This is a genomic window from Pseudomonas sp. PA-7-1E (assembly GCF_021605325.1).
Lineage (GTDB): Bacteria > Pseudomonadota > Gammaproteobacteria > Pseudomonadales > Pseudomonadaceae > Aquipseudomonas > Aquipseudomonas fluorescens_BV.
The window spans coordinates 37,022-62,894 of the sequence record NZ_WKFA01000014.1; the positions used below are offsets into that span (position 1 = coordinate 37,022).

General features: G+C 61.4%; 21 protein-coding genes. 17 read left to right on the plus strand and 4 right to left on the minus strand.

Annotation, left to right across the window (positions count from 1 at the left end; translation table 11 throughout):
* The first annotated feature begins 11 nt into the window (after positions 1 to 11).
* From GIW79_RS11845 to GIW79_RS11865, 5 genes are all read left to right on the plus strand, one after another.
* The gene (locus tag GIW79_RS11845) at positions 12 to 1,070 is read left to right on the plus strand and encodes an HlyD family secretion protein (RefSeq protein WP_236454138.1); all 1,059 of its coding nucleotides are present in this window, start codon (positions 12 to 14) and stop codon (positions 1,068 to 1,070) included.
* Positions 1,067 to 2,512: an efflux transporter outer membrane subunit gene (locus GIW79_RS11850; RefSeq protein WP_089042749.1), complete on the plus strand. Its 1,446-nt coding sequence runs from the start codon at positions 1,067 to 1,069 to the stop codon at positions 2,510 to 2,512. Before GIW79_RS11845 ends, GIW79_RS11850 begins: the two co-directional genes overlap by 4 nt.
* Positions 2,513 to 2,586: 74 nt before the next feature.
* A complete protein-coding gene (locus tag GIW79_RS11855) occupies positions 2,587 to 3,096 on the plus strand; it encodes a sigma-70 family RNA polymerase sigma factor (protein ID WP_019819531.1) in 510 nt (169 codons plus the stop codon).
* Positions 3,093 to 4,043, plus strand: coding sequence for a FecR domain-containing protein (locus GIW79_RS11860; protein ID WP_198790408.1), 951 nt, complete (start codon positions 3,093 to 3,095; stop codon positions 4,041 to 4,043). Before GIW79_RS11855 ends, GIW79_RS11860 begins: the two co-directional genes overlap by 4 nt.
* A 92-nt stretch (positions 4,044 to 4,135) precedes the next feature.
* Entirely contained in the window at positions 4,136 to 6,589 is a 2,454-nt protein-coding gene (locus GIW79_RS11865; RefSeq protein ID WP_054896851.1) for a TonB-dependent siderophore receptor, read from the plus strand.
* Positions 6,590 to 6,651: 62 nt separating this feature from the next.
* On the opposite strand, the gene GIW79_RS11870 is transcribed toward GIW79_RS11865, so the two are convergent.
* From GIW79_RS11870 to GIW79_RS11885, 4 genes are all read right to left on the minus strand, one after another.
* Positions 6,652 to 7,872 (minus strand): type II toxin-antitoxin system HipA family toxin, encoded by a 1,221-nt coding sequence (locus GIW79_RS11870; RefSeq protein WP_081089471.1) that lies wholly within the window; start codon positions 7,870 to 7,872, stop codon positions 6,652 to 6,654.
* On the minus strand, positions 7,850 to 8,209 hold the full coding sequence (locus tag GIW79_RS11875; protein WP_047712283.1) for a helix-turn-helix domain-containing protein: 360 nt from the start codon (positions 8,207 to 8,209) through the stop codon (positions 7,850 to 7,852). The genes GIW79_RS11870 and GIW79_RS11875 overlap by 23 nt, the downstream gene beginning before the upstream one ends.
* Before the next feature lie 205 nt (positions 8,210 to 8,414).
* On the minus strand, positions 8,415 to 9,119 hold the full coding sequence (locus tag GIW79_RS11880; RefSeq protein WP_236454135.1) for a DUF3142 domain-containing protein: 705 nt from the start codon (positions 9,117 to 9,119) through the stop codon (positions 8,415 to 8,417).
* Positions 9,116 to 11,278: an outer membrane assembly lipoprotein YfiO gene (locus GIW79_RS11885; protein WP_236454132.1), complete on the minus strand. Its 2,163-nt coding sequence runs from the start codon at positions 11,276 to 11,278 to the stop codon at positions 9,116 to 9,118. Before GIW79_RS11885 ends, GIW79_RS11880 begins: the two co-directional genes overlap by 4 nt.
* A gap of 194 nt (positions 11,279 to 11,472) precedes the next feature.
* Between GIW79_RS11885 and GIW79_RS11890 the strand changes: the two genes are divergently transcribed.
* The 12 genes from GIW79_RS11890 to pgaA all read left to right on the plus strand — a co-directional run bounded on the left by GIW79_RS11890 (position 11,473) and on the right by pgaA (position 25,864).
* Positions 11,473 to 13,053 carry a glycosyltransferase family 39 protein gene (locus GIW79_RS11890; protein ID WP_054896849.1) on the plus strand — a complete coding sequence of 527 codons (1,581 nt, stop codon included), beginning with the start codon at positions 11,473 to 11,475 and terminating at the stop codon, positions 13,051 to 13,053.
* 32 nt (positions 13,054 to 13,085) lie between these two features.
* The gene (locus GIW79_RS11895; protein WP_236454129.1) at positions 13,086 to 13,331 is read left to right on the plus strand and encodes a DUF2789 domain-containing protein; all 246 of its coding nucleotides are present in this window, start codon (positions 13,086 to 13,088) and stop codon (positions 13,329 to 13,331) included.
* A 100-nt stretch (positions 13,332 to 13,431) separates the two neighbouring features.
* Positions 13,432 to 14,904, plus strand: coding sequence for a Fic family protein (locus GIW79_RS11900; protein WP_127880572.1), 1,473 nt, complete (start codon positions 13,432 to 13,434; stop codon positions 14,902 to 14,904).
* Positions 14,905 to 15,004: 100 nt separating this feature from the next.
* Positions 15,005 to 15,289, plus strand: coding sequence for a hypothetical protein (locus tag GIW79_RS11905; protein ID WP_125919887.1), 285 nt, complete (start codon positions 15,005 to 15,007; stop codon positions 15,287 to 15,289).
* A 285-nt stretch (positions 15,290 to 15,574) separates the two neighbouring features.
* Positions 15,575 to 15,994 (plus strand): MarR family winged helix-turn-helix transcriptional regulator, encoded by a 420-nt coding sequence (locus tag GIW79_RS11910; protein WP_236282468.1) that lies wholly within the window; start codon positions 15,575 to 15,577, stop codon positions 15,992 to 15,994.
* A complete protein-coding gene (locus tag GIW79_RS11915) occupies positions 15,991 to 18,069 on the plus strand; it encodes an FUSC family protein (RefSeq protein ID WP_054922453.1) in 2,079 nt (692 codons plus the stop codon). The genes GIW79_RS11910 and GIW79_RS11915 overlap by 4 nt, the downstream gene beginning before the upstream one ends.
* Positions 18,066 to 18,275, plus strand: a complete 210-nt coding sequence (locus GIW79_RS11920; protein WP_003187469.1) for a DUF1656 domain-containing protein — start codon at positions 18,066 to 18,068, stop codon at positions 18,273 to 18,275. The genes GIW79_RS11915 and GIW79_RS11920 overlap by 4 nt, the downstream gene beginning before the upstream one ends.
* Positions 18,272 to 19,162 carry an efflux RND transporter periplasmic adaptor subunit gene (locus tag GIW79_RS11925; RefSeq protein WP_032878498.1) on the plus strand — a complete coding sequence of 297 codons (891 nt, stop codon included), beginning with the start codon at positions 18,272 to 18,274 and terminating at the stop codon, positions 19,160 to 19,162. Before GIW79_RS11920 ends, GIW79_RS11925 begins: the two co-directional genes overlap by 4 nt.
* Complete coding sequence (locus tag GIW79_RS11930) at positions 19,159 to 20,601, plus strand: efflux transporter outer membrane subunit (RefSeq protein ID WP_032894227.1); 1,443 nt, start codon at positions 19,159 to 19,161, stop codon at positions 20,599 to 20,601. Before GIW79_RS11925 ends, GIW79_RS11930 begins: the two co-directional genes overlap by 4 nt.
* Positions 20,602 to 20,682: 81 nt before the next feature.
* Entirely contained in the window at positions 20,683 to 21,315 is a 633-nt protein-coding gene (locus tag GIW79_RS11935) for an NADH:ubiquinone oxidoreductase subunit N (RefSeq protein ID WP_236454126.1), read from the plus strand.
* A 252-nt stretch (positions 21,316 to 21,567) separates the two neighbouring features.
* Complete coding sequence (locus GIW79_RS11940; RefSeq protein WP_236454123.1) at positions 21,568 to 23,064, plus strand: YdgA family protein; 1,497 nt, start codon at positions 21,568 to 21,570, stop codon at positions 23,062 to 23,064.
* A 319-nt stretch (positions 23,065 to 23,383) separates the two neighbouring features.
* Entirely contained in the window at positions 23,384 to 25,864 is a 2,481-nt protein-coding gene (pgaA, locus tag GIW79_RS11945; protein ID WP_089042756.1) for a poly-beta-1,6 N-acetyl-D-glucosamine export porin PgaA, read from the plus strand.
* Positions 25,865 to 25,873 lie beyond the last annotated feature (9 nt).

A 25,873-nucleotide genomic window follows, 5' to 3' on the forward strand; every position in this document is an offset into this window, starting at 1 on the left:
AAGGACTTTCCATGAAACGCAAAGACAAAATTGCCGTCTCCGTTATTGCTGTATTTGCCGTCGGCGTGCTGGTTTACCTGATTGCGCCGGGCGTACTGGGCAGCAAGCACCAGACCACCAACGACGCCTTTGTCGCCGCCGACTTCACTCTGGTGGCGCCGCGGGTGGCAGGCTTCATCAAGGAAGTGCTGGTAGAAGACAACCAGCGCGTCAAGGCTGGCCAACTGTTGGCGTTGATCGACGACCGCGATTTTCGCGCCGCCGCCCAGGCCGCCGATGCCGACACCCTGGTCGCCCAGGCCCAGCTGAAAAACGCCAGCGCGACCCTGGAGCGCCAAAGCTCGGTGATCGCCCAGGCCCAGGCCACCGTGGCAGCAGATCGCGCAGAAGTGGCGTTTGCCGAGCATGAACTGAATCGCTATAACCACCTCGCTGGCGTCGGTGCGGGCACCGTGCAGAACGCCCAGCAAGCCAAGACCCGCATCGACCAGGCTACCGCGCGCCTGGCCAAATCCACCGCCGTGCTGGCCGCCGAACGCAAGCAGGTGGAAATCCTCACCGCCCAGCGCGACGCCGCCGAAGGTGGGCTCAAACGCGCCCAGGCCGCGCTGGAAATGGCCAGTTATCAGCTGTCTTACACGCGCATTGTCGCACCGGTGGATGGCATGGTCGGTGAGCGTGCGGTGCGGGTCGGCGCCTATGTGACACCGGGCAGCAAGATCCTCGCGGTGGTGCCACTGGCCGAAGCCTACGTGGTGGCCAATTTCCAAGAGACCCAACTGTCGCATATGCACGCGGGGCAAGCGGTGCAAGTCAGCGTCGACAGCCTTGACGGCGAACTGCTCAAAGGCCATCTGGAAAGCCTGGCGCCTGCCACCGGGGTGACCTTCGCCTCGGTCAAGCCCGACAACGCCACCGGCAACTTCACCAAGGTGGTGCAGCGTATTCCGGTGAAGATCATCCTGGAACCGAACCAGCCACTGACCGAGCGTTTGCGCGTCGGCATGTCGGTGGAAGCCAGCGTCGACACCCGGCCGGTCGCGCAACAGCGTGAGGTGGCCCAGCAATGAAACACCTCGCCTGGCTCACCTTGAGCCTGATCAGCCTGAGTGCCTGCACGGTCGGTCCCGACTTCCAGCGGCCCGAGAGCCCGCAGATCAATCAATGGAGCGAACCTCAGGGCCGACAAGCTGCCAGCCGTGCCGTCAGCGATCCCTTGCAGGAGCGCTGGTGGGACGTGTTCCACGACGCGCAGCTCTCAGCCCTGACACGCCGCGCCCTCAGCGATAACCTCGACCTGAAGTTGGCCAGCAGCCGCCTGCAACAGAGCCGCGCGGTACGTCAGGTAACCACCGCCGAGCGCTACCCGAATGTCGATGCGGGCGGCGGTTACCAGCGCAAGCGCAACAGCGGCAAAGGCTTGAACGACCCTTCCGGCGAAAATGGCCGCGCAGCCTTCAACCAATGGGACATGGGCTTTTCGGCCGCCTGGGAACTGGACTTCTGGGGCCGGGTCAAGCGCGAAACCGAAGCCGCCGACGCCACCCTGGAAGTCGCCGAAAACGACCGTCGCGCCGTGTTGTTGTCGGTACTGGCCGAGACCGCCCAGGACTACATCCAACTGCGCGGCGTCCAAAACACCCGCGCTGTCACCGAGCAAAACCTCGACGTTGCGCGCCACAGCCTCAAGCTCTCGCAATTGCGGTTGGCCGACGGCGTGGCGACCGACTTGGACGTGGCCGAAGCCGCCGCCCAGGTCGCGGCTATCGAAGCGCGCCTGCCGGATCTGCAGCAGCGTCAGGACCAGTTGATCAACGCCCTGAGCCTGCTGATGGGCGAGCCACCCCAGGCGCTGTACGCGCAGCTGTCCAAAGACGCCCCTGTGCCGCAAACACAGCGCCAGGTCGCGATCGGCCTGCCATCGGAACTCGCCGAGCGCCGCCCAGACATCCGTCAGGCAGAGGCTCGCTTGCACGCCGCCACTGCCAGCATCGGCGTGGCCAAGGGCGACTTTTACCCACGTATCACCCTGTCTGGCAGCCTGGGCTCCCAAGCCATGCAACTCTCGGATTTCGGCTCCTGGGGTTCCCGTGCCTTTGCCTTCGGCCCGCAATTGAGCCTACCGCTGTTCAACGGCGGGCGCCTGCAAGGCATGGTCGATTTGCGTGAAGCCCAGCAACAGGAAGCGGCGCTGGCCTACCAGCAAACCGTGCTACGCGCCTGGCATGAAATCGATGATCAACTGTCCCGCTACAACGCCAGCCAACTGCGTCGCGACAGCCTGGCCGAAGCGGTGCGCCAGAACCAGATCGCACTGACCACTGCGCAACATCAGTACGTCGAAGGCGTGGCGGATTTCGTCAACGTACTCACCGTGCAAAGCGCATTGCTGGCGACGCAGGAGCAGTGGGTGGAAAGCTCCACCGGCGTGTCGTTGGCCATGGTCGGGCTGTACAAAGCGCTGGGAGGAGGGTGGGAGTCGGTGTACCCGTTGCAGACCGCTGTGCGCTGAGCGAGAAAGAGTTTTTGTCAGTCGCCAAATAAGATGTAATGATAATTGCTCTCAATAACACTTCTGAGCTTTTCATGGGCATCGCGACTGACGGCCAGCAACAGCTTCACATCCTGTACCGCGACCATCATGGCTGGCTGCAAGGCTGGTTGCGCAAGCGTCTGGGCGACCGGGAACAGGCCGCCGATGTGGCTCAGGACACCTTCCTGCGCCTGCTGGTGGCCGGGCGCTTCCCGGGTGACAAAGAAAGCCGCAGCTACTTGGCGCAGATCGCCCGCAACCTGGTGATCGACCAATGGCGCCGCCTGCGCATCGAGCGTGCGTACCTGGAAAGCATCGCGCACCTGCCCGAGCCCGAGTCGCCGTCCCTGGAAACCCGCGCGCTGATCCTCGAAACCCTGATGCAGATCGACGCCATGCTCGATCGCATGCCCGACAATGTGCGCCGTGCGTTTTTGCTGTCGCAGTTCGAAGGCTTGAGCTATGCGCAAATCGCCGAGCGCCTGGGCGTCACCGTCAGCTCGGTGCAGAAGTACATGACCCGGGCCATCGTCGCCTGCTACCAGGTGGTGTACGAAGAATGAAGCGCGACGCGCCCATCGCCCCTGCGATTGTCGAGCAAGCCAGCGAGTGGTTGATGCTGCAATGGGGCGGCGAGCTCAAGGGCGAGCAGCGCCAGGCGTTCGCCCGCTGGCAGGCCGCTGACCCGGAACACCGCCGCGCCTGGCAGCGCTTGCAGCAGCTGCAACACACCCTTGGCGGCGTACCCGCCGACAGCGCTCGCGCCGTATTGCGCGACACCCCGGATACCCAGCGCCGCGCCGCGCTCAAATTGCTCGGCCTGTTGTTGGTGGCCGGTGGCAGCGGCTATCTGGTGCAACGCAGCGAGCCCTGGCAGGCGGCCTTTGCAGAGCTGCGTACCGCCACGGGCGAAATTCGCCATATGACCTTGAGCGACGGCACGCAACTGGACCTTAACAGTGACAGCGCCGTAGACCTGCGTTTCAGCGCTACCGAACGACGTATTCGGCTGATCCGTGGCGAGGTCTTGCTGACCAGCGGCCACGATGCCTCGCGCCCGCTGATCGTCGAAACGCCTGCCGGTGATGTACAGGCGTTGGGCACGCGCTTTGCGGTACGTGAATTGCCCGACGGCAGCCGTGTGGATTTGTACGAAGGTCGCCTGCGGGTCACGCCGTTGCAGGGCACGCCGGTGCATATGCAGGCAGGGGACAGCCTGTGGTTCAACGCACGCCAAAGCACCGCGTTGCCGGCAGTGAGCGCCAATGCCAGCAGTTGGACCGAGCATCGTCTGGTTGCCGAACGTCAGCCGTTGGGTGAGTTCGTGGCGCAACTGAGTCGCTACCGCCCGGGCCTGTTGCGCTGTGATCAGGCGGTGTCGAACCTGCTGTTGACCGGCGTGTTCCCGCTGAACGACACCGACGCGATCCTGGCGGCCTTGGAGCGTTCATTGCCCGTGCACGTGCAGGCGGTGACCCGTTACTGGGTAACGATCAAGGCGCGGGTCTGAAAATACTTTGTACAGGGCTTGTCGGTTTCTGCGGCCCGTTCGGGATACCTCTTGAAAGCCAATCAAGAAGCGTTCTCACGGGGAGTCCTGCCATGTCGCACCACCCAATCCAACCTTTGGCCCGCGCGCTGCGTCGTGGCCTGTTTGCCGGCCTGCTGGCAACGGCTCCGGTACTGCCGAGCATGGTTCAAGCCGAAGAAAGCACCGAAGCGCTGCGCAGCTATGACATTCCGGCGGGCAGCCTCGACCAGGCGTTGAACCGTTTCGCCAGTGCCTCAGGCATCTTGCTGTCGGTTGACGCATCGCTCACCGACGGCAAGCGCAGCGCCGGCTTGAAAGGGCGTTACGGTGTAGGTTCGGGATTGCAGCGCTTGCTGGCGGGCAGTGGTTTGGCGGCGGTGCAATCCCAGGGCGGTTGGTCGTTGCAGGCCCTTTCCGGCGACGGAGCCTTGCAGTTGGGCGCGACCCAGATAAGTGGCCGGCAGGAGCAGGAAAGCGCCTGGGGCCCGGTGGACGGTATTGTCGCCAAGCGCAGCGCCTCGGGCAGCAAGACCGACTCGGCGCTGGTAGAAATCCCCCAGACCATCAACGTGATCACCGCCGCCGAGATCAAGGCGCGTGGCGCCCAGAGTGTCACCCAGGCGTTGCTCTACACCCCAGGTATGAGCGCTGGTGGTTTTGCCGACCGAGTCAAATTGTTCGATGAGCCGACGTCACGCGGCTTCTCGCCCACGCCGCTGTACCTGGACGGGCTGCACCTGCCTTATGGCGGCGGCAGCACAGGTGGCGCGTTGCAGATCGAGCCGTATTCCCTGGAGCGCATCGAGGTGCTGAAGGGCCCGGCGTCCGTACTTTACGGCCAGAACCAGCCGGGCGGTATCGTCAATATGGTCAGCAAGCGCCCCAGCGAAACGCCGATACACCAAGTGGTACTGGAAGCCGGCACCTACGAACACAAAAGCGCGGCCATCGACCTGGGCGGCCCGCTGGACGAGGAGGGGCAGTTTCTCTACCGCCTGACCGGCCTGGCGAATGATGCGCAAGACGAAATCAACTACGTCGAAAACAAGCGCCAGTTCATCGCCCCCAGCCTCACCTGGCGCCCCAACGACGACACCAGCCTGACCCTGTTCGCCCAGTACCAGAAAGATAAAGGCGTGCCCGAAGCCCAAGGCCTGCCGGCGTCCGGCACGCTGTGGGACAACCCCAACGGCAAGATCAAGCGCGATGTGTTTATCGGCGAGCCGGGCGTCAACCAGTACAACCGCGAGCAATACGTGCTGGGCTACGAAGTTTCCCATCGCCTCAACGACATCTGGACCCTCAAGCAAAACGCCCGTTACGCCGAGGTCGACGACCGCTACACCGCGCCGCTGCACGGCTACCGCTTCGTCGCCAACCCCAACACCGGCGTGCAGGACCAACGCTACCTGCAACGTTTCGGCGTGGACTGGTCGCAGACCAACAAAGTGTTCGGCGTGGACAGCATCGCCCAGGCTGAATTCGACACGGGCGCACTGTCCCACACCTTCATCGTTGGCCTGGACTACTACCATTCCAACTCGCAGTTCCATGGCCTGTATGACCGCAACCCGCCGATCATCGACCTGTTCAAACCGGTGTACGGCCAGCCCTTGAACTTCGGCCAACCGTACCGCTGGGACCGCACCATTACCCAGACCGGCCTGTATCTGCAGGACCAGATCAAGCTGGATAAATGGGTGCTGGTACTCGGTGGCCGCTATGACTGGGCGAATGTGGTGAACAAGGAGCCGATACAGGACACCCGCTTTGCCAGCAAAGACCAGGCATTCACCGGCCGTGCGGGCCTGGTGTACCTGTTCGATAACGGCGTGTCGCCCTTCGTCAGCTATTCGGAATCCTTCCTGCCGCTGGCCGGCACTGATGCGAACCGAAAACCCTTCGAACCCTCCACCGGCAAACAGTACGAAGTCGGCGTGAAGTTCCAGCCGCCGGGCCAGAAGAGCTTCATCCAGGCCTCTGTTTATCAACTGGATCAGGAAAACGTGCTGACCACCAACCCGGTGGACACCACCTTCAGCACCCAAAGCGGCGCCCTGCGCTCGCGAGGTGTTGAACTGGAAGCCAAGGCCGTCTTGAGTGATGCCTGGGACGTGGTCGCCTCGGCTGCGCGCAATGACGTCAAATACACCAAGGACAACGATGGCCGCCAAGGTCGCCACCCGGCCGGCATCTCCCCACTCACCGCCTCGATGTGGGTCAACTACACCGTGCTCGGCGACACGCCCTTGGCGGGGCTGGGTGCAGGGCTTGGCGTGCGTTACGCCCGTCAAAGCCTGGGCGACTACTACGAAGGCGCCTTCAACGTGCCGTCCTACAGTGTCTACGATGCAAGCCTAAGCTACGACCTGGGCGCCTCGCCGCTCAAGCTCAAGGGCGTGAAGCTGGCGATGAACGTGCAGAACCTCAGCAACAAGACCTACGTCTCGCAGTGCACCAGTGATCTGGATTGCTACTACGGGGAAGGACGCACGGTGGTGTCGAGCCTGACCTACGATTGGTAACTTAGCGTTTAGGTGATATTTGCTGCGGCGCGCACCCTTCAAGGGTGCGCTCTGTTGCCGCCCTACACCAGGTCCGCTGCAAATCGTGTACACACATTGGAAAGCATGCGTACCTCGGCACCGCTGCAGCCTGCCGCTTCGAAAAAACCGGAGGCTTCTCGCACGACGGCATACATATCCGTGACGATGGACCTTGCTTCATCGGCCCCCAACCCAAAGCGTTCAGGCGTACTCAGCAAATTACTGACAGACGATAACCGGCCTTCATTGCCGATGATGAGCGCCTGCAAGCCTAGTTGGGTAGGGTGGGGCAACACGTCAAATACTGGCGCAAGGGAATAGCCCGAGGCGCTGGTCAGCAGTAGCCCGGTTTGTTTCAGGTGGTCGTCGCTATTGCCGATGAGCACATTGAAAGCCATACGCTTGTAAAGCTCACGCATGTCAAAGGTGGCATCGTCGCTGACCTTCTTCAATACGTCGGCGATCCTGGAGTAGGAAACGGCACCGTCAGCCGCATCAACCCGCATTCTCGGCTTCTCAGTGCTTACCAGAGAGTTGCAGCTGACATAGTGCTCGCGACCAGCGGCTTCATGTCGGTCAAAACGCTCGACCATCAACACCGGTTTGCCTGCGACCTCTACCAACTTGTGCTTGGCTGCGGGTAGACCTGCTGCATCCGCCATTTGAAGGCTGGCGAATTCCGCCCGTGGCTGGTCGAACACATCGTCGCTACGGCCGAGTTTAGCTATCCATTCCTTGCCTTCATGGGTCACGGTGACCTTCGGCCTGGCGCCGCCCATGGAACTCCCAAACTCGAATAACCGTGCGATTTCCGCAGGCAGGTCGACGTCACCCTTCTCGACTCGATCAAGGCCCACCATGATTTTCTCAAGGTCTTCAAATTGCGGGGGTTGGTGCAGGGTTGGCAGCTGACTTCTTGACGCACTGAACAGCAGGCAACCCACTCCTGCTCCCCGCGAGGCAAGCAGCCATTCAACTTCGTTTTGTGGATGCTGTTTGTGGGTCGCCAGCAGAACACGCCGACCCCAATTATCGGGCGTTGCATCGTCGAGCACACCAAACATGCGCGTCGAGGAATACTGGTTAGGGGTCAGTGGCAAACTCAGCGGGTCAATCGCAAATGCGTCGGGCCGTGCGAGCCAACTGTTGGCGTAGCGAAAAACGAATCCATTCCCATGCATGGCCACTTCGCCAACAGGGACCGGGTCACCGACTAAGTGAGCTGAAAAAACAAAGGCATTACCAATCGGCTTCCAGGACATCGTGTTCTCCTTCAGTGCGAATTCGCTCAGGCTCACGGGCGAGGCTCATGGTAATCCCAACCTGGTCAAGCTCTGGTGACGCGATGCTCGCCATGCTTTCTTCCAAGTCCATCGCGCTCAGCACGTTCATCAGCACGCCGAGGGATACGCCGGCCTCGCCCTGTCTCAGCCGCTGATACGTCTGCCGTGTAATGCCCGCCCGGCTGCATATGGTGGAGATTTTCAACCGACGACGAATGCGGGCTATTTCGATACCGTTGCCGATACCTCTCATCAGTTCAGCGCTTCTCTCTGAGATGTACCCTTTGTGGGGGTAGGGCTTCGCTGTTTCTTGCATGATATATCACTCTTTAAAACAGTAGAGGTAACTTATATCATCCAAGTCTCTAGGGCTACCTGCAAAAAATCGGCTCGATGCCAAGGCTTTTTGTAGGAGCGAGCTTGCTCGCGAAAAACTCACAGGCGCCGCGTTCAATCAGGAAACACGCGTTGTCGTTGACGTTTTTCGCGAGCAAGCTCGCTCCTACAGGTGTTACCAAACTTCAAAGATTCTGCAAAAACACCACATACCCCCGAAACCACTCATTGCCCCGCAGATACCCCGGCTCTTGCCACTCCCCGCCCTGAATCAAGCCAATCTTGAACGGCACGCCCAGCCGATTCATCCGCGGCAAATACGCGGCATAGTCAGGGATGCTGTGCCGCCCCTGATACGTCTGCACCACCACTTCATCCACCACGCCTTTGAGCTGGGCGATGGCGGCCGGGTCGGCGTTGCTGCTCCAGTCCATCAGCCCGGTGATGCTCAGGCGCAGGTCGGCGGGCAGGCGTTGGCGCAGGTCGCGCAGGAAGTCGGCGTATTCGTGCAGGTATTGGGTGCGGGCATCGAAGTCGATCTGGATACCGACCACCGGGTTGCCGGCGTCACGCCAGCGTTGCACCTGGCCCAGCACCTGGGTGTAGACCCGTTCCGGCCAGCGCAGGGTGTGGGCGCGGTACACCACCCAGACGTCGCCTTGAGTAATGCGCGGCACGCTCATGCCCTGGGCGATCAGTTGTACACCGCACTGGGGTGCGCGGCGCGTGGCGTTGATCTGGCCTTGCAGGATGTACAGGGTTTTTGCCTGCTTGATGACCGGCTGGGGCGTGACGCCACTCCACAGCCAGAAGGCGTCGTAGTCGCCTGCGTCAACGGCGCCAAAAACCGGGCTTGCCAGCAACAGCAAGCCTAGCCACAGCGATTTCACCAGTAGTACTGCAGCGATTTGCCCCACTGGGTATCGGCAAAACCGCTCTTGAGTTGGCGGAACCAGGCTTTGCGCACTGCCGGCGCAACGTCTTCGCCGCCGCAGCTGTTGTAGCCGGCCGGCGCGTAGCAGTTGATGGCGCGGAACAACGCATAGGCCTTGTCGGTTTTCGGCGCCTTGGCGTTGGCGATCACCTGTTTGTAGCCGTCGAGGCGCGAGAAGGTTTCACCCTTGAAGTCCGAGTCGGTACTGCCCAGGCTGCCGGCGGCGCGGGGTTGTTCCAACGGCATGCCGTCCAGGCCGTTGCGCAGGATGAATTCCCCGAAGCAGTTCAACGCATGCGGGTTTTTGGCCTCGTTCTGCAGGGTCGCCGCGGTTTGCGCGATGCTTGGGCACGCGTACCCAGATTCGGCCTTGTCGCCGTTCCATTGGAACAGCTTCAAGGTCTGGCCGCTGGTATAGGTGTAGCCCAGGCTGGTGCCGAGTTTGTCGTCAGAGAGCGAGGCCTGCTTGAGGTCATCGGCGAAGGTGGCGTACTGGCCGCGCAGCAGGTCTTTGTAGAGGAGCACGAATTGCGCGCTCTGACGCTCGATCGGGTCGCTGGCGTTGGCGATCTGCTGGCGTAGCAGGTCGGGGCCGGCGACGTTGCGCAGCAGGATGTAGCGCACTTGCTTGGCGCTGATCGGTGAGTCGGCGGCGAACACCTTGGCCAGTTGGCCGCTGCGCTCGTAGTTCATGGCCAATGCCAGCTCCAGCTGGTCACGTTGCAGCGGTTGCTTGGCCAGCGGCAGCAGTTGCAGCCACAGGGCTTCGGCGCCTTTCCAGTCCTGCTTGGCCTCCAGGGCGAGGGCGCGCAGGGTCTGTTGGCTGAAGGCGAAGTAATCCAGGCTCGATGGCACATCCGCAGGCAGGTGCTTCAAGGCCGTGTCGGGTTGGTGCTCGACGTACAGGGCATAGCTGGCTTGCAGGAAGTCAAACAGCGCGGGCTCAGTGGCGAAGGTGCTCTTTTGCTTATCCAGGTCTTCGCGGCTCAACAGCGGCGGGGTGTGGGCCCGCATCGCCATCAGGTCGCTGACCACTTGCAGCATCGGGCTGTTCGCGGCTTTGTTGCCGACCATCAGTAACTTGAGGTCGGCCTCTTCCACCAGTTCGTCCACGCTCACATTGCGCTGGGCGTCGGTGGCCTCGGTGAATTGCCAGGTGAAGTCTTCGGCAAGCTTGGCATCGTCGTTCGCCAGCCAGTGCACACGGCGCAAGAGCCCACGGGCGGAGGCGACGTAATCGCCCTGTGGGTAAGTTTTCAGGTAACCGAGAAAGCCTTGCTCGGCATCGCTCAGGGCCGACTTATCCACATGCTCGCGCTGCGGCATGCCGTATTCGTCGAAGGCTTCGGCCTGGGCCTGATTCAGCGACGTACGCGCAGTCATGTACAGCGCCGTTTCCTTCAGCCACGGCACATCGCTGGTGGCGGCGGCGGCGAACCCGCGCTCGGCGTAATCGAAGCGCCCGCTGTAGAAATCGCCGGCGGCCTGCAAGTAGGTACGAAACAACTGAGCATTGGCCGACGGGGTCAGCTGCGCGTCCACCACCTGGCGGCTCCAGTCACAGGTGCTCAGTAATTGCAGGCGTGCTTTGACCAACACATCGCGCTCGGCGGGCGGCATCTGGGCCTTGATCACCTGGCTGATAAACGCCGTGGCGCTGTCATCGTCATTGCTGCGGCAACGGCTGCCTTCGCCATTCAGGAAGGCCTGGCCTGCGGTCTTGTACTCCTCGCGCTTGATACCCAGGGGCTGGAGCAAAGTGTCGAGTTCGGCTGTGCGTGAATCGTCAGCCTTGTTGTCAGGCTCCTCATTCGTGGCCGGAGCCGGCACCAGGCGGTACACCGGAAACGGCACCGGGCCGAACCCTTGCGCCAAATCGTCTTCGCCCAAGGCATTGGGGGCCAGGGGTGCTGCTTTTTTGTCGGCCAGCAACAGGCGCAGGTTCACTCGGCTGTCGTTGCCAGGGCTGAGAAACGGCTGGTTGCTGCACGGCTCGTAGCTGTCACGCGATACCCGCCAGTCGGGGTAGCACGAGTCGTCAGAACTGGCCTGGGCCGGTAGGGAAAAACCGGCCAGCAGGGCCAGGGCCAGAGGTGACAGCAAACCGATACGCATAACGTTTCCTTGATCCTGAGTCCTTGGAGAAGGGGCAATAATAGCCTGATCCGGCGAGTGCTTCGGTGAAGGCCTACACAAATTGCTGATTTGTCCGATTCCAGCAGCGAGGCCAGGGCTTTTGGCCTAGAGTGGCGGTGTTTGCGCATGCGTAGTGTTTGTCCTGTAAGAGGGGCAGTAGTAGCGGAGTCGATATGCGTCGGTCTGTGGTAGAGCAACACGAAAAAGACGGGGCATTGCCTGCCTTTCATCGCTTGAGCTGGGAAGGTGCCGGCTGGCTCAGCCGCCTGTGGTGGGTGCCGATCCTGGCGCTGGCCATGGCCCTGCGGTTTTACCACCTCACCTCGGCGGCGATCTGGGGCGACGAAGGCTCCAGCCTGTTGCTCAGCGAATACGCCCTGGCCGACCTGTGGTTTCACGCGGCCCATGATGTGCACCCGCCGCTGTACTTCTTGCTGCTGCGCGGTTGGATCGAGGTGTTCGGCGACAGCATCGGCTCAATTCGCAGCCTGAGTGCGATCCCCGGCGTGGCCGTCGTGGGCCTGGGCATCTGGCTGACACGGCAACTGTCCACCCGACGCGCAGCCGTGCTGGCGGGGATCCTGCTGGTTCTAATGCCCACTGCGGTGCGCTACAGCCAGGAAGTGCGTATGTATTCGCTGCTCGGCGTGTGGCTACTGGGCGCCACGCTGGCGCTGGTGTACTGGGTGAGGCAGCCCGAACGCGCGCGCTATTTGGCTGTGTATGTGCTGCTGATGAGCGCCGGCTTCTATACCCACTACTTCACTGCGCTGTGCGTGCTGGTGCATTGGGCGTACCTGGGGTTGCAGGCGCCGGGTCAGCGCTTGATCACGCGACCTGCCTGGTGGGTCGCCAACGTGGCGATAGTGTTGCTGTATCTACCCTGGCTGCCCAACCTGCTGGACCTGGTGCAGCACGTCGAACAGCTCAAAGTCGGCGGCGACATTGGTTGGGAAGAGCCGGTCAATCTGCTGTCGCTACCGTCGATGGTCTGGCAGTTCCTGTTGCAGGATGACGGTCTCGGCCTGTGGCCGCCGCTGTTCTGGCTGTTACCCCTGCTGCTGGCCGTGGTGGTTGTATCGACGGCCTGGCGCAATAACGCGGCGCGCCTACCGGCACTGTTTTGCCTGCTACCGCTGCTGCTGGTCTATGGCGTGTCCTTTATCTCGCCCGTGTTTATCGAGCGCTACCTCACGGTGTATGCGTTAGGCCTGCCGATAGTCCTGGCGCTTGCCATCGACCGTTTGCCGTCCCGTTTGTCCTGGCTGGGCGTGGCGTTGTTCGCACTGTTTGTTGGCGTAGAACTGCTGGGGTTAAAAAACAACTTCGAGGTGGATGAACACGACCAGTTCAACGTGCCGGTGGAGTTCGTCAATCGCAACTACCAGGAAGGCGACCGCATCGTCCTCAGCGACATGATGTGGTACCTCAGCTACGTGTATTACGACCAGACCGACGCGCAACTTCAGCTCTACACCCCCCCCAAACCCGACGGGACTGCCACTCGCCCGAACGCCTATGGTTTCGGCACACTGGTGGACCAGGACGGTGGCCGCATCTATCTGGACCGCCTCTCAGCACTGCCTGCTCAAACGCGACGGGTATGGTTGATCAGCAGCAACGAAGCCCCGGATGAATTCGCGCCGCTGCCCACCAGTTGGCACGAACTCAGTCGCCAGGACGGCGGTGGCGCCAGGGCGCGGTTGTTCGTGCTATGCAACGCACCGGCGCCGCAACCTGAAGGCTGCCGCTAGACTCACTTCAACCTACTTATGAGGAACCCTCCATGGAATCGCCAGTGCACAGCCTACCGGCTTTGTTCAAACAGCTTGGCTTGCCGCACGACCCGGTCAGTATCGAGCAATTTGTCGCCTCTCATTCGCCGCTCAAGCCGGAGTTGAAACTGGCGGATGCGTTTTTTTGGAGCGACGCCCAGAAGGCATTTTTGCGTGAAGAGATTCTGGATGATGCGGATTGGGCGGTGGTGGTGGATGAGTTGAACTTGATGTTGCGGAGTGGGCGAAAGGTGTAAAAAAATATCCAAATAAGGGCGAGTATGTAAAAAAAAATGGTGAGCGGTAAAAAAAACTGGGCTTTAATCGCCTAAGTGAATTTTTTCTGGAAAGCTCGCCATGCCAACAGTCGGATACGCTCATCTGTGTGAGGCGCTGGATCTAAAGGTTATCGCACCCTTGAGGACTGCGATGATCAAGCCGGTGACGAGGATTACCTTGATCGGCGACTGCCTGGCAGTTCCCCATTCGGTGGCGCCCGCCCAACATGCGCTGTTTGAGCATGTGTTATTTGCGCTTAAGCATGAAGGCGTGAACCTGGCGATACTTGCTCAGGTGTTTGAACAGCTCGGCCCAGAACCGTTTTTGGACGCGCTGGCCGACTCGCCTAACGGTGCGTTTATCCGAAAAGCCTGTTTTCTGTGGGAAGGCTTTACCGGGAAAATGCTGGATCACACCCTTCCTGTTCGTGGTCGCGTTGTTCCCTTGTTCGATCCCCAGCGCTATGTAACCGGCCCGAGCATTCGCAACAGTCGTTGGCGAGTGGATTTCAACGGTTTGGGCTCTTTGCATTATTGCGCCACCGTAGAGCGAACGCCTGAGCTGGAAGCGTTGTTGGCGCTTGATGTATTGGCTCGTGCCAAATCCTTCATGGCCACCCTCCCTCCCGAAATGATGGACCGCGCCATCCAGTGGGCATACCTGCACGAAACCCGCGATTCATTTGCCATCGAAAAAGAACAACCCAGCGAAGAAAAATCCCGCCGCTTCGTCCAACTCCTGCGCCAGGCCCACGAAGGCCGGTTGCTCACCGAGGTCTACTTGGTCGAGCTGCAAAACAGCACCATCTCCAATTCGTTTGACAAAGCCGTCGCGTTTCGCCACGAACAGAACCATCTGCACAACGGGCTACGCGGCGCAGCCGGTGTGAGCTACGTGCCGCCAGCTCCCGCGCTTTGCCAGGAATTGATGGAAGAGCTGATGGCCTTCGCCAACCAGCCCGTGCGAGACGTCGATCCTTTAGTGGCGGCCGCGGTCACCGCTTTTGGTTTCGTCTTCCTGCACCCGTTCATGGACGGTAATGGGCGCCTGTCTCGCTTCCTGATTCACCAGACGCTCTGCCACTACGGCGCACTGGAAAATGGTTTGCTGCTACCGGTCTCTGTCGCCATGAAGCACGAGGAACAAGCCTATCTGGAGGCACTCAAGACCTTCTCCCAGCCGACTCGGGAATTCTGGAACGTCACCTGGCTGGACGCCGACCACATGGCGTTCGACTTCATCGGCCACCCCTCGATCTATCGCTACTGGGATGCGACCCGCTGCGTCGAATTCACCCTGCAAATGGCCCGCCGCGCACTGGAAGTGGAACTGCGCGAAGAAACCGAATTCCTCGACCGTTATGACCAAGTGATCAAAGCGGTGAACCAACGCTACGACGTGCGCGGCAGCGATCTGTCGAAGCTGGTGATGATGTGCCTGGATAACGGTGGGAAGCTTTCCAAGCATCGGCGTAAGCAGTTTCAGTACAGTGTGGCGGAAGAGGTGTTTGGGTTTATTGAGGAGGAGAGCTTGAGGTTGATGGGCGAGTAAGAGGTCATCCAGTCACGCCAGATGAGGCGTCTGAAAAAAAGGAATTCCGTATCTGAGTGATGTGATAAGCGCCTCAGATGTTTTGCGAGAGCACAGTGATGTGCAAATTGTCATGTTTATGGGGGCGTTGGTTGGTTTTACAGGCCTCAATTTTCGCATCCTGTGCCATGTTTTTTCTTCAGAAAAAATCAGTCAGGTGGCTTGTCTTTTTTCAAACCCCCTTACGACTTGTGCACATTATTCCGTCCGTTTCGCTCCTGTTGATTGGCGCTCGAGTTTTCCCGCATTACAACGTACTGGCAATGGCTGGATTGATCGCTGCGTCGGAGATTTTAAAAGTCTGGAGCGTGTGGCGATGGAGCAAAAAATGCTGACGCTGACCTAATGTGGGAGCGGGCTTGCCCGCGAAGGCGGCGTGTCAGTCACTGAATATTCAACTGAACCACCGCTTTCGCAGGCAAGCCAGCTCCCACATTTTGTTTGTCGTATGGCGAATATCAGCGATTTGCTGATGCCTACCCTAAAACCCGCTTTACTCAAGCCACATCCCACCACTCATCTGCGAAATTGTTTCAAAACTTGACGATGCTTCATGCATCGACCATATTGATAGTTAGCAAACTAACTGTATGCGAACTATCCAGTGCCTCAATCCCTCGAACAACTCCAGATGAGCCTCAGCAGCAGCATGGTGGTGGGCGCCCGTAATTGGCGCAAAATCTGCCAGACCACGCTGGTCAGCTATGGCATCTCCGAAGCCTGCGCCGTGCCGTTGTTGATGATCGGTCGCTTGGGCGACGGTGTGCACCAGGTCAAAGTAGCCCAGGCTTCCGGTATGGAAAGCCCATCACTGGTGCGCCTGCTCGACCGACTGTGCGGTGACGGCTACGTATGCCGCACCGAAGATATCCACGACCGCCGCGCCAAGGCTCTGAGCCTTACCGAGCGTGGCCGTGAGTTGGTGCAGGCGGTGGAGGCGCAATTGGTGCGTCTGCGCAAGGATGTGTTGGCCGATATCGCCCCCGACGATCTGCGAGCGGCACTGCGTGTATTGCGCGCCTTCGAAGCGGCCGAGGCTGTGACGCCTTGAACGGATTTTTTACTGGCTTCCCGCCCGCCCGCGACTGGTTCTACGGGGTGCGTACCTTCGCTGCGTCGATGATCGCGCTGTACATCGCCATGCTCATGCAAATGCCGCGTCCGTACTGGGCGATGGCCACGGTGTATATCGTCTCCAGCCCGTTTGTCGGCCCTACCAGTTCCAAAGCCCTGTACCGCGCCATCGGCACCTTGATGGGCGCGGCGGCGGCGGTGCTGTTTGTGCCGATGTTCGTTCAGTCACCCTACATTCTGGTGGTGGTGATTGCGTTGTGGACCGGCACTTTGCTGTTCTTATCCATGCACCTGCGCACCGCGAATAACTATGCCCTGATGCTGGCCGGCTACACCTTGCCGCTGATTGCTCTGCCGGTGGTGGATAACCCCTTGGCGGTCTGGGATGTGGCGGAGGCGCGTACCGAAGAAATTTTCCTCGGCATCGCGGTCGCAGCGGTGGTGGGCGCGATGTTCTGGCCTCGGCGCCTGATGCCGGTGTTCGATGGCTCGGTGGCCAAGTGGTTCAGCGACGCCCAGGTCTATAGCCAGCGCTTCCTCACCCGTCAGGTAGACCCAGAAGAAGTCAGCAACCTGCGCGGCGGCATGGTCGCCACCTTCAACACCCTTGAGTTGATGATCGGCCAGTTGCCTCACGAAGGCGCGCGGCCACAAACGGTGCGCAACACCAAGGAACTGCGCGGGCGCATGATCCATCTGCTGCCGGTAATCGATGCGCTGGATGATGCGGTGTACGCCATCGAGCATCGCGCACCGGAGTTTCTCGACCGGCTCAAGCCGTTGCTGGAAGAGGCCAACGCCTGGCTGCAAAGCACCACCGAACAAGCGCCCCTGGAACGCTGGCGCGTGCTGCGTGACCAGATCGACGCTGCCCAACCCCAGGGCGAAGCGCTGGATGACCGCCACACGTTGCTGTTCTCCAACGCCCTGTACCGCCTGGGCGAATGGGTCGACCTGTGGCAAGACTGTCGTAGCCTGCAAGCCGCCATCCAGTGTGAAAGCCAGGACACCTGGCGCGCCGTCTACCGCCACTGGCGCCTGGGGCGGCTCACGCCGTTCCTCGACCGTGGGCTGATGTTCTACTCGGCGTTCTCCACCGTGACCGCGATCATTGTCGCCTCGGTGCTGTGGATTTTGCTGGGCTGGACCGACGGCGGCAGCGCCGTGATCCTTGCCGCCGTCGCCTGCAGCTTTTTCGCCTCGATGGACGATCCGGCACCGCAGATCTACCGGTTCTTTTTCTGGACCGCCATGTCGGTGCTGTTCGCCAGCTTGTATCTGTTTCTGGTGCTGCCCAACCTGCATGACTTCCCCATGCTGGTGCTGGCCTTCGCCGTGCCGTTTATCTGCATCGGCACCCTTACGGTTCAGCCACGCTTCTACCTGGGCATGTTGCTGACGCTGGTGAACACATCGTCGTTCATCAGCATCCAGGGCGCCTATGACGCGGACTTTCTCAACTTCGCCAACGTCAACCTGGCCGGGCCCGTTGGCCTGCTGTTCGCGTTCGTGTGGACGTTGATCGCCCGACCCTTCGGCGCTGAATTGGCGGCCAAGCGCCTCACCCGTTTCAGCTGGCGCGACATCGTCAGCCTCACCGAGCCCGCCACCCTGGCTGAGCACCGGCACATGGCCGTACAAATGCTCGACCGCCTGATGCAACACCTGCCGCGCCTGGCCCTCACCGGCCAGGACACTGGCATCGCTCTGCGCGACCTGCGCGTGGCGCTGAACCTGCTCGACCTGCTGGCCTACTCGCCACGCATCCTCGGTGTGCCACGGGTGTTGCTCAACCAGGTGGTGGAAGGCGTGGGCGGTTACTTCAAGGCCTGCCTCAAGGCGGGTGAACGCTTGCCCGCGCCCAGCGGTCTGCTGATGACCCTGGACCGCACGCGTCGCGCCCTCAATGGCCAGGGCCTGCAAGACGAAGACGACACGCGCCTGCATCTGCTGCACGCCTTGGCCGGCCTGCGTCTGGCGCTGTTGCCCGGTGTGGAGTTCATTGGCGGTACAGAGATGCAAGCGCCGTTACCTGATGGAGCGCCTTTATGATCGGTGACCTGGATATCAGCGGGGTGTTCCTGCCCACGCTGCTGGTGCTGATGGGCATTACTTATGTGTTGTTTCTGGTGGTGCACGGGCTGTTGACGCGCATGCACTTCTATCGCCTGGTCTGGCACCGGGCATTGTTCAATGTGGGGCTCTACGCGCTGTTGCTGGGCGCGGTGGACTCACTCAGTCGATATTTGATGACATGAAAAAACCTTTTTTGACTATCGGCCGTGTCGTCCTGACGTTGTTGATCGTGAGTTTCGCGGTCGTCGTTGTGTGGCGCATGGTCATGTACTACATGTTTGCGCCCTGGACCCGTGACGGCCACATCCGTGCCGACATCGTGCAGATCGCCCCGGACGTTTCCGGGCTGATCCAGCGCGTTGACGTGCGCGACAACCAGTTGGTGACCAAGGGCCAGGTGCTCTTCGCCGTCGACCAGGACCGCTTCAAGCTGGCCCTGCGCCAAGCCCAGGCCGCCGTGGCCGACCGACAGGAAACCCTGGCCCAGGCCCAGCGCGAGTACAAGCGTAACCGTGGCCTGGGCAACCTGGTGCCCAGCGAGCAACTGGAAGAGAGCCAGTCCCGCGTCGCCCGCGCCCAATCGGCACTGGCCGAAGCGCAAGTGACGGTGGACTCCGCCCAACTCAACCTCGACCGCTCGGTGATCCGCAGCCCTGTGGACGGCTACGTCAACGACCGCGCACCGCGTACCCAGGAGTTCGTCACCGCCGGGCGCCCGGTGCTGTCGGTGGTAGACAGCAACTCCTTCCACATCGACGGCTATTTCGAAGAGACCAAGCTCGACGGCATCCACGTCGGCATGGGCGTGGACATCCGTGTGATCGGCGACAACGCGCGCCTGCATGGCCACGTGCAGAGCATCGTCGCCGGTATCGAAGACCGCGACCGCAGCAGCGGCTCCAACCTGTTGCCCAACGTCAACCCGGCGTTCAGCTGGGTGCGCCTGGCCCAGCGGATCCCGGTGCGTATCGCCTTCGATGACGTGCCGGCGGACTTTCGCATGATCGCCGGGCGCACCGCGACGGTGTCGATCATCGACGACAAGGTCAAAGACGGGGACAAACCATGAAGCGGCTTCTGGCAACCGCTTCCCTGGGGTTGTTGCTGTCGGCCTGCCAAGTGGTGGGGCCCGATTACAAACTGCCGGAACAGGCCGCCGTCAACCGTGGCGACCTGCAAGGGCCGATCATGGGCGAGGGCAGCAACGTCGTCTCGGCACCGGTGCCGGCCGATTGGTGGAAGCTGTACAAAGACCCGCGCCTGGACGAACTGGTGCGCCAGGCCATGGCCTCCAACACCGACCTGCGCGTGGCCGCCGCCAACTTGCAGCGCTCGCGTTATCAGGTGCAGCAGGCCGAATCCGCTGGCGGCTGGAGTGCCGGCGTCAAGGCCGAGGCCCAGCGTTTGCAGGAATCTGGCGAGGCCTTCTTGCTGCCGGACAAAGTCCCGGTAGGCAATATCGGTAGCGTCGGGATTACCACGTCCTATCAATTCGACCTCTTCGGCACCTTGCAGCGCGGCATCGAAAGCGCCCAGGCCAGCGCCGATGCCACCCAGGCCGCGGCGGATATCGCCCGCATCACCCTGGTGGCCGATGTGGTGCGCTCCTATACCCAGGTGTGCGCGGCCAACGAAGAACTGGCGATTGCCAACGAGTCCCTCGACCTGCAAGCCCAGAGCACCAAACTGACCCAGCGCTTGCGAGATGCCGGGCGTGGTGATGAGACCCAGGTGACACGTTCGCAAACCCAATACAAATCCCTGCGTGCCGACATACCGCGTTATGAAGCCTCGCGTCAGGCGGCGCTGTTCCGGCTGTCGATGTTGCTGGCCAAACCTGTCGACCAACTGCCAGCCGGCACGGGCACCTGTGCCGAGCTGCCACATATTGCTCAACTGCTGCCGGTAGGCGATGGCGCCACGCTGCTCAAGCGTCGCCCTGATGTGCGCCAGGCCGAACGCCAGCTGGCCGCCGCCACGGCACGTATTGGCGTGGCGACCGGCGCGTTGTACCCGGATATCAGCATCGGCGCCACGGTCGGCACCGTCGGCCTGCTGGAAAACCTCGGCACGCCTGCCACCAACCGCTGGGGCTTTGGCCCGATGATCAGCTGGACTGTACCGACCAACGGCGCTCGCGCCCGCGTGCATGAAGCTGAAGCCGCGACCCAGGGCGCCCTGGCCCACTTCGACGGCGTGGTGCTCAACGCCATCCGCGAAACCCAGACCGGCCTGGCCCAATACACCGCCGTGTTGCAACGCCGCGACGCCCTGGCCGACGCCGAACAGTCGGCGCGAGAAGCCGCCGGCCAGACCCATCGCTTCTTCCAGGCCGGCCGCGAATCCTTCCTGGCCGACCTGCAAGCCACGCGCACCTACACCGATATGCGTGCGCAACTGGCGGCGGCCAACACCCAGGTTGCCATGAGCCAGATCGACCTGTTCCTGGCCCTGGGCGGCGGTTGGGAAAGCGGACGAACGCAAGGGGAAAAACCCGGCAAACCGTGAGGTGATTGCTATGCTTTCTTGGGTGAGGCCCGCTGGCGCCTCACCCGACAAAGCTCGCGTTTGCTCATGGGGATTCCAAGAATGAAAAACCCTTATGCTCCCGCTTTCTGGTGCGTGCTCTTCGCACTGGTTTTGTTATCGGCCGCGTATTTTTACGGCGTCATGCTCGCCCATCAACTCGACAAGGCCATGGTGTTCCTCGACAGCGCCTGCCTGGTGATCGGCACCTTGTCCATCGGCGTGGTGGCCTGGGCGTCGTATCAAAACCAGCGGGTGAAGAAAAAACTCCTCGAACAGGGCAAGACCCGCGTGACGATCTGGGACACCAAGGTCGCCCTGCGCCGTGTCGAAACCGTGTTCGATCGCTATTTCTGGGGCAGTTACTGGCAGCCGGGGCGCACGTTCCAGGAAGTCATGGGCGACCTCACCGGCACGCCGCTGGAAAAAAGCCTCGAAGTCTTGAAAAAACAATGTGTGCTGCTGGATCGGCAGGTTGCCGACGGTAGGCACTGGCTGGATAACGCGCGGGAATTGTCCGACGTGGCCACGCAAATGGCCCGGGAGCGCTACCAGCTGGACTTTTGCGACCCCAAGGCCGACACCCCCGGCAATGCCGTGATACATCGCGAGTTCGAGGTGCTGGTGTACACCTGGACCGCACGCTTGAAGAGTTTTGATCACCAACTGGATGAAGTCGAACAGGAGTACTCCTGAACTCCTGCTGAACTGATCCCTCTGAAAGGTTGGGCCGTTTACGCCCGCCAGTGCTAATCTTCCCCAGCCTTTGGCCACACGGGCCACGACTGTAGGAGCGAGCTTGCTCGCGAAAGACGCCAACGATAACGCGGGCATTCTGAATGAACGCGGTGCCCATGCGTTGTTCGCGAGCACGCTCGCTCCTACAGGAACCCCTACAGGGTTCAAGGAAGACAGCCCACTTCTCACAGGATTTGATCAGGTCACTTCATGAATAAGCCAGCCGTTGTTTTCTTGGGTTTTGTTGTCGCCGTCGGCGCCGTCAGTGCGGGCGGTGCCTGGTACACCGGTAAACAACTGGAGCCGGTCCTGCAAACCGCTATCCAGAGCGCCAATAAAGAACTGCAGACCTCCATGGCCGGCGTCGATGGCAGCGTGACCCTGGAGCTGGTGTCCCTGGACCGTGGCGTGTTCAGCAGCACCGCGCACTATCGCCTCAAGGGCCAAGGCAGCGTGTTCGGCGAAGACAACCCGAACCCCGAATTGCTGTTCGTCGACCACATCGAACACGGCCCGCTGCCGTTCTCGCGCCTGGTGACCCTCAAGTGGTTGCCGGTCATGGCCACCAGTCACTACGAACTGGAAAAGAACCCCACCACCGAAAAATGGTTCGCCGCCAGCAAAGACGTGTCGCCGCTCAAAGGCGTGGCGAATATCGGCTATAGCCGTTCGGTGAGCGGCAACATCGAATTGCTGCCCCTGGAGTTCAAGGACGCCACTTCCTCGGTGAGCTTCTCCGGCGCCAACCTCAACTTCGACAGCAGCGCCGAAGGCCAGAAGGTCAAGGCCGAAGGCTTCATGAACAGCCTCAAGGTTGCCGCAGTGGACGCCGAAGGCGCACCGTTCGAAGCGGAGCTGGCCGGCCTGACCGTCGCCAGCAACCTGGAAAAAACCACCTTCGGTTTCTACACCGGCCAGAACACCGTGGAGCTGACCGACACCAAGGTCACCTTCGGCCCGCAGAAAGCCGTGCTGACCCTCAAGGGTTTCGAGCAGAAAGACTCCAGCGAAACCAAGGACAACAACCTGGCTGGCCGCGTCGACTACAAGATCGACGAGATCGGCTACCAGGGCAAAGCAGTCGGTTCGGCCGCCATGGCCGTGAGCATGAAGAACGTCGACATTCCGGCGATGCTGGTGCTGACCAAGCTCTACCAGGACAAGATGCAACCGGTGCAAGCTGCCGCTGCTGCCGGTCAACCGGTGCCGGAGCTGCAAATGACCGAAGCCGAGCAAGCCCTGGCGGAAGCCAACGTCAACCAGGTGCTGGCCGCCAAGCCGCAACTGGCCGTGGAAAACCTGTCGCTCAAAACAACCCGTGGCGAAAGCAAGTTCAACCTGGTGGTGGACCTGGCCAAGCCAACGTCCATGGAGCTGCCGCCGGTTGAACTGGGCAAGCAAATGGTCTCGCTGCTGGATGCCAACCTGACCCTGTCCAAGCCGATGATCAGCGACGTGGCGGCCCTGCAAGCCCAGGTGGGCGGCGTGACCGACCCGCAAGCCATCGAACAGCAATCGCAGATGGCGGCCGAGATGGTCAGCAGCATGGCGGTCGGTACTCAAATGGCGACCCTGGTGGGCACCGACGTGGTTTCCAAGCTGCACTACGCCAACAACGAGGTGACCTTCAACGGCCAGAAGATGACCGTTGAGCAGTTCCTCAGCTTTGTGATGTCCAAAGCCGGTGCGGTCAGCGGCGCCCAATAAACCTGAAATGCAGTAAAAAATGTGGGAGCTGGCTTGCCTGCGATAGCATCGCCCCGGTCTGGCTGAACGACCGAGGTGCCTGCATCGCGGGCAAGCCCGGCTCCCACACAAACCCGGCTCCCACTTTTGTTTTGTGTGAGGGCAAAAAATCGCGATCGTACAATTCTGAACAATTGTTCTGAATTGTGCTTCCCCCTACTTCCCTAAGGGATAGTTCCTACAGGAAAGCTAGGTCGGGTCCCGAGACGCCGACACCCTGAAGCGTTTCGCTCAGGACCATCTATCGTTAGAGCTTTCCGTGTGTAAGGAAGCTCACGACATGCTGCGAAACCACCCCTACAGTGCCTCAGGCCGGTTGCGTCTGCTTATCGGAGCCGCACTGTGCAGCCAATTGCTGGTCCCAGGCCTTGCGTTTGCCGACCCCGCCTACGATGCCTTGATCATTCAGGCCCGCAACGGTCACTTCACGCCGGCGCTGACCCAGCTTCGCCAACTCTCCGCCGAACGCCAGACCCCAGGCCAGGTCAGTGACCACCTGGTGATCGCCGGCTGGGCCGGGCAAGATGCTGAAGTGCTCAAGGTTTACGAGGCGCAAGGCAAGCATCGCAACCTCACCACCCAGGCACTCGCCACGGTGGCGCGCACTTATCGCAATCAAAAGCAGTGGGCTCAGGCCGAAGCGGTCTATCGCCAGGCGCTGCTGCGTGAACCCAATAACGTCGACCTGCAACTGGGCCAGGCCCTCACCCAGGCCGATGGCGGCAAAGCCAACGAAGCGGTACAACGCCTGCGCACGCTGGTGGCGGCGCAACCCAATGACCCCAATCGCCGCATGGCCCTGGGATATGCGCTGACACGTGCCGGCCTGAACTACGACGCGCTGTTCGAATTCGACCAAGCCTTTATCCGGGCGGGCGATAAACCCGAAGTGGCGCGTGAATACATCGTTGCCCTGCAAAAGGCGCGGCTGCCGGAGCCGGCACTGCGCCTCTCGGCCAAGCGCCCGGGGCTGGTGGACGCGGTCACCCAGCGCCGCCTCGAAGGTGACCTTGCCGCCGAGCGTGTGCGCATGGCTGAGTTCGCCACACGCAGCGAGAAGGAACGCTACGTCATCGCAGACCGTGCCCTGCAGGACTACGACAAACTGATCAGTCGCTGGGCGCCGGACGCCACAGCCAAGGACGACGTCATCCGCTGGCGCATTGACCGCCTGGGCGCGCTCAAAGCGCGAGCACGGCATGCCGAGGTGATCCGCGATTACCAGACCCTCACTGGCGAAGGCGTGCAACTACCTACCTACGCGTTGCGTTGGGTTGCCGGCTCTTACCTGGAACAGCGCCAGCCGGAAAAGGCCGAGCCGTTGTACCGCCAGGTACTCACCGCCCCCGACACCGATGCCAGCTATCGGGTCGATGACAGCACGGCGCTGTTCTACGCCTTGTTGGAAAGCGACAAGGTCGAAGAGGCTCGCCAGGTCGCTAACAACCTGGCCAAGGAGCAAAACCCCCGCGTTGAGCTCAAGGGCTTGCCCATTGGTAACCCCAATGACAACTGGATGGACGCCCAACAATTATCCGCCCAGGCCGGTACCTATGGCGGTGACCTGCCCGGCAGCGAAGCCAGCCTGGAAGCCCTGGTGGCCAAGGCACCGGGCAATGTGGGCCTGCGTCTGGCCCAGGCCGACATGTACCGCGCCCGCGACTGGCCGCGTCGCGCCGAAGGCACGCTCAAGGAAACCGAAACCCAGGCTCCCCGCGATATCGGCCTGGAAGTCTCCCAGGCCTATACCGCCATGGACTTGCAAGAATGGCGGCAGATGGACGCGCTCACCGACGACGTGCTCGCCCGTAACCCGGACAACCGTCAGGTGCAGCGCCTGAGCCGCCTGCGCGATGTGCACGACATGGCCGAGTTGCGTGTCGAGGCCTACACCGGCAAGAGCTACGGTGGTGGCAATAACAACGACGCTGGTGCCGTCTCCGGCAGCCGAGACTGGGGCATTGAAAGCGTGATCTACACGCCTCCCATCGACGAAGATTGGCGCCTGTTCGCCGGTGCCGGCTATGCCACCGCCGACTTCCAGGAGGGCACTGGCCAACATCGCTGGCAGCGCGTGGGCGTGGAGCGTCGCACCCGTGACATGACCATCGAAGCCGAAGTGTCCAACCACTCCTATGGCGACGGTTCCAAGCAAGGCGCCAGCGTGTCGATTGCCCGCGACATCAACGACCACTGGCAATACGGCGGCAGCCTTGGTTATTTGCTCAGCACCACGCCGTTGCGGGCCCTGAATGACGGTGTCACAGCCAACGGCGGCAGCGGTTTTATCCGCTGGCGCGCCAACGAAAGCCGCGAGTGGAAACTGACCCTCAGCCCGTCCCATTTCAGCGACGGCAACGACCGCTTCGAAGCCTTGCTCACCGGCCGCGAGGGCCTCTACAGCTCGCCCCATGTGCAAGTGGACCTGGGCCTGGAAGTGGGCGCCAGCCGCAACAGCAAGGAAGACACCGTGTACTTCAACCCGAAGTCGGACTTCACGGTGTTGCCCATGATCAACGTCAATCACGTGCTCTATCACCGCTACGAAACCCAGTGGAGTCAGCAGTTCCAAATCGGCGCGGGTACCTACAGCCAGCGTGACTACTCCACCGGCGGTATTGGCCTGATTGGCTACGGCCAACGCTATCGCTGGAATGACGTACTGGAAATGGGCGCCAACCTCAGCCTGATCAGCCGACCTTATGACGGTGATCGCGAACGCGATCTGCGCCTGCTCGTCGACCTCACTTACCGTTTCTAAAAGAGCCTG

What these genes read in the sequence shown, in the direction of transcription:
- GIW79_RS11860 (WP_198790408.1), top strand. Translation starts at nt 3,093, where the DNA reads ATGAAGCGCGACGCGCCCATCGCCCCTGCGATTGTCGAGCAAGCCAGC.
- GIW79_RS11895 (WP_236454129.1), top strand. Translation starts at nt 13,086, where the DNA reads ATGGAATCGCCAGTGCACAGCCTACCGGCTTTGTTCAAACAGCTTGGC.
- GIW79_RS11875 (WP_047712283.1), bottom strand. Translation starts at nt 8,209, where the DNA reads ATGCAAGAAACAGCGAAGCCCTACCCCCACAAAGGGTACATCTCAGAG.
- GIW79_RS11850 (WP_089042749.1), top strand. Translation starts at nt 1,067, where the DNA reads ATGAAACACCTCGCCTGGCTCACCTTGAGCCTGATCAGCCTGAGTGCC.
- GIW79_RS11885 (WP_236454132.1), bottom strand. Translation starts at nt 11,278, where the DNA reads ATGCGTATCGGTTTGCTGTCACCTCTGGCCCTGGCCCTGCTGGCCGGT.
- GIW79_RS11925 (WP_032878498.1), top strand. Translation starts at nt 18,272, where the DNA reads ATGAAAAAACCTTTTTTGACTATCGGCCGTGTCGTCCTGACGTTGTTG.
- GIW79_RS11845 (WP_236454138.1), top strand. Translation starts at nt 12, where the DNA reads ATGAAACGCAAAGACAAAATTGCCGTCTCCGTTATTGCTGTATTTGCC.
- GIW79_RS11910 (WP_236282468.1), top strand. Translation starts at nt 15,575, where the DNA reads ATGAGCCTCAGCAGCAGCATGGTGGTGGGCGCCCGTAATTGGCGCAAA.
- GIW79_RS11855 (WP_019819531.1), top strand. Translation starts at nt 2,587, where the DNA reads ATGGGCATCGCGACTGACGGCCAGCAACAGCTTCACATCCTGTACCGC.
- GIW79_RS11930 (WP_032894227.1), top strand. Translation starts at nt 19,159, where the DNA reads ATGAAGCGGCTTCTGGCAACCGCTTCCCTGGGGTTGTTGCTGTCGGCC.
- GIW79_RS11935 (WP_236454126.1), top strand. Translation starts at nt 20,683, where the DNA reads ATGAAAAACCCTTATGCTCCCGCTTTCTGGTGCGTGCTCTTCGCACTG.
- GIW79_RS11920 (WP_003187469.1), top strand. Translation starts at nt 18,066, where the DNA reads ATGATCGGTGACCTGGATATCAGCGGGGTGTTCCTGCCCACGCTGCTG.
- GIW79_RS11870 (WP_081089471.1), bottom strand. Translation starts at nt 7,872, where the DNA reads ATGTCCTGGAAGCCGATTGGTAATGCCTTTGTTTTTTCAGCTCACTTA.
- GIW79_RS11940 (WP_236454123.1), top strand. Translation starts at nt 21,568, where the DNA reads ATGAATAAGCCAGCCGTTGTTTTCTTGGGTTTTGTTGTCGCCGTCGGC.
- GIW79_RS11865 (WP_054896851.1), top strand. Translation starts at nt 4,136, where the DNA reads ATGTCGCACCACCCAATCCAACCTTTGGCCCGCGCGCTGCGTCGTGGC.
- GIW79_RS11890 (WP_054896849.1), top strand. Translation starts at nt 11,473, where the DNA reads ATGCGTCGGTCTGTGGTAGAGCAACACGAAAAAGACGGGGCATTGCCT.
- pgaA (WP_089042756.1), top strand. Translation starts at nt 23,384, where the DNA reads ATGCTGCGAAACCACCCCTACAGTGCCTCAGGCCGGTTGCGTCTGCTT.
- GIW79_RS11900 (WP_127880572.1), top strand. Translation starts at nt 13,432, where the DNA reads ATGCCAACAGTCGGATACGCTCATCTGTGTGAGGCGCTGGATCTAAAG.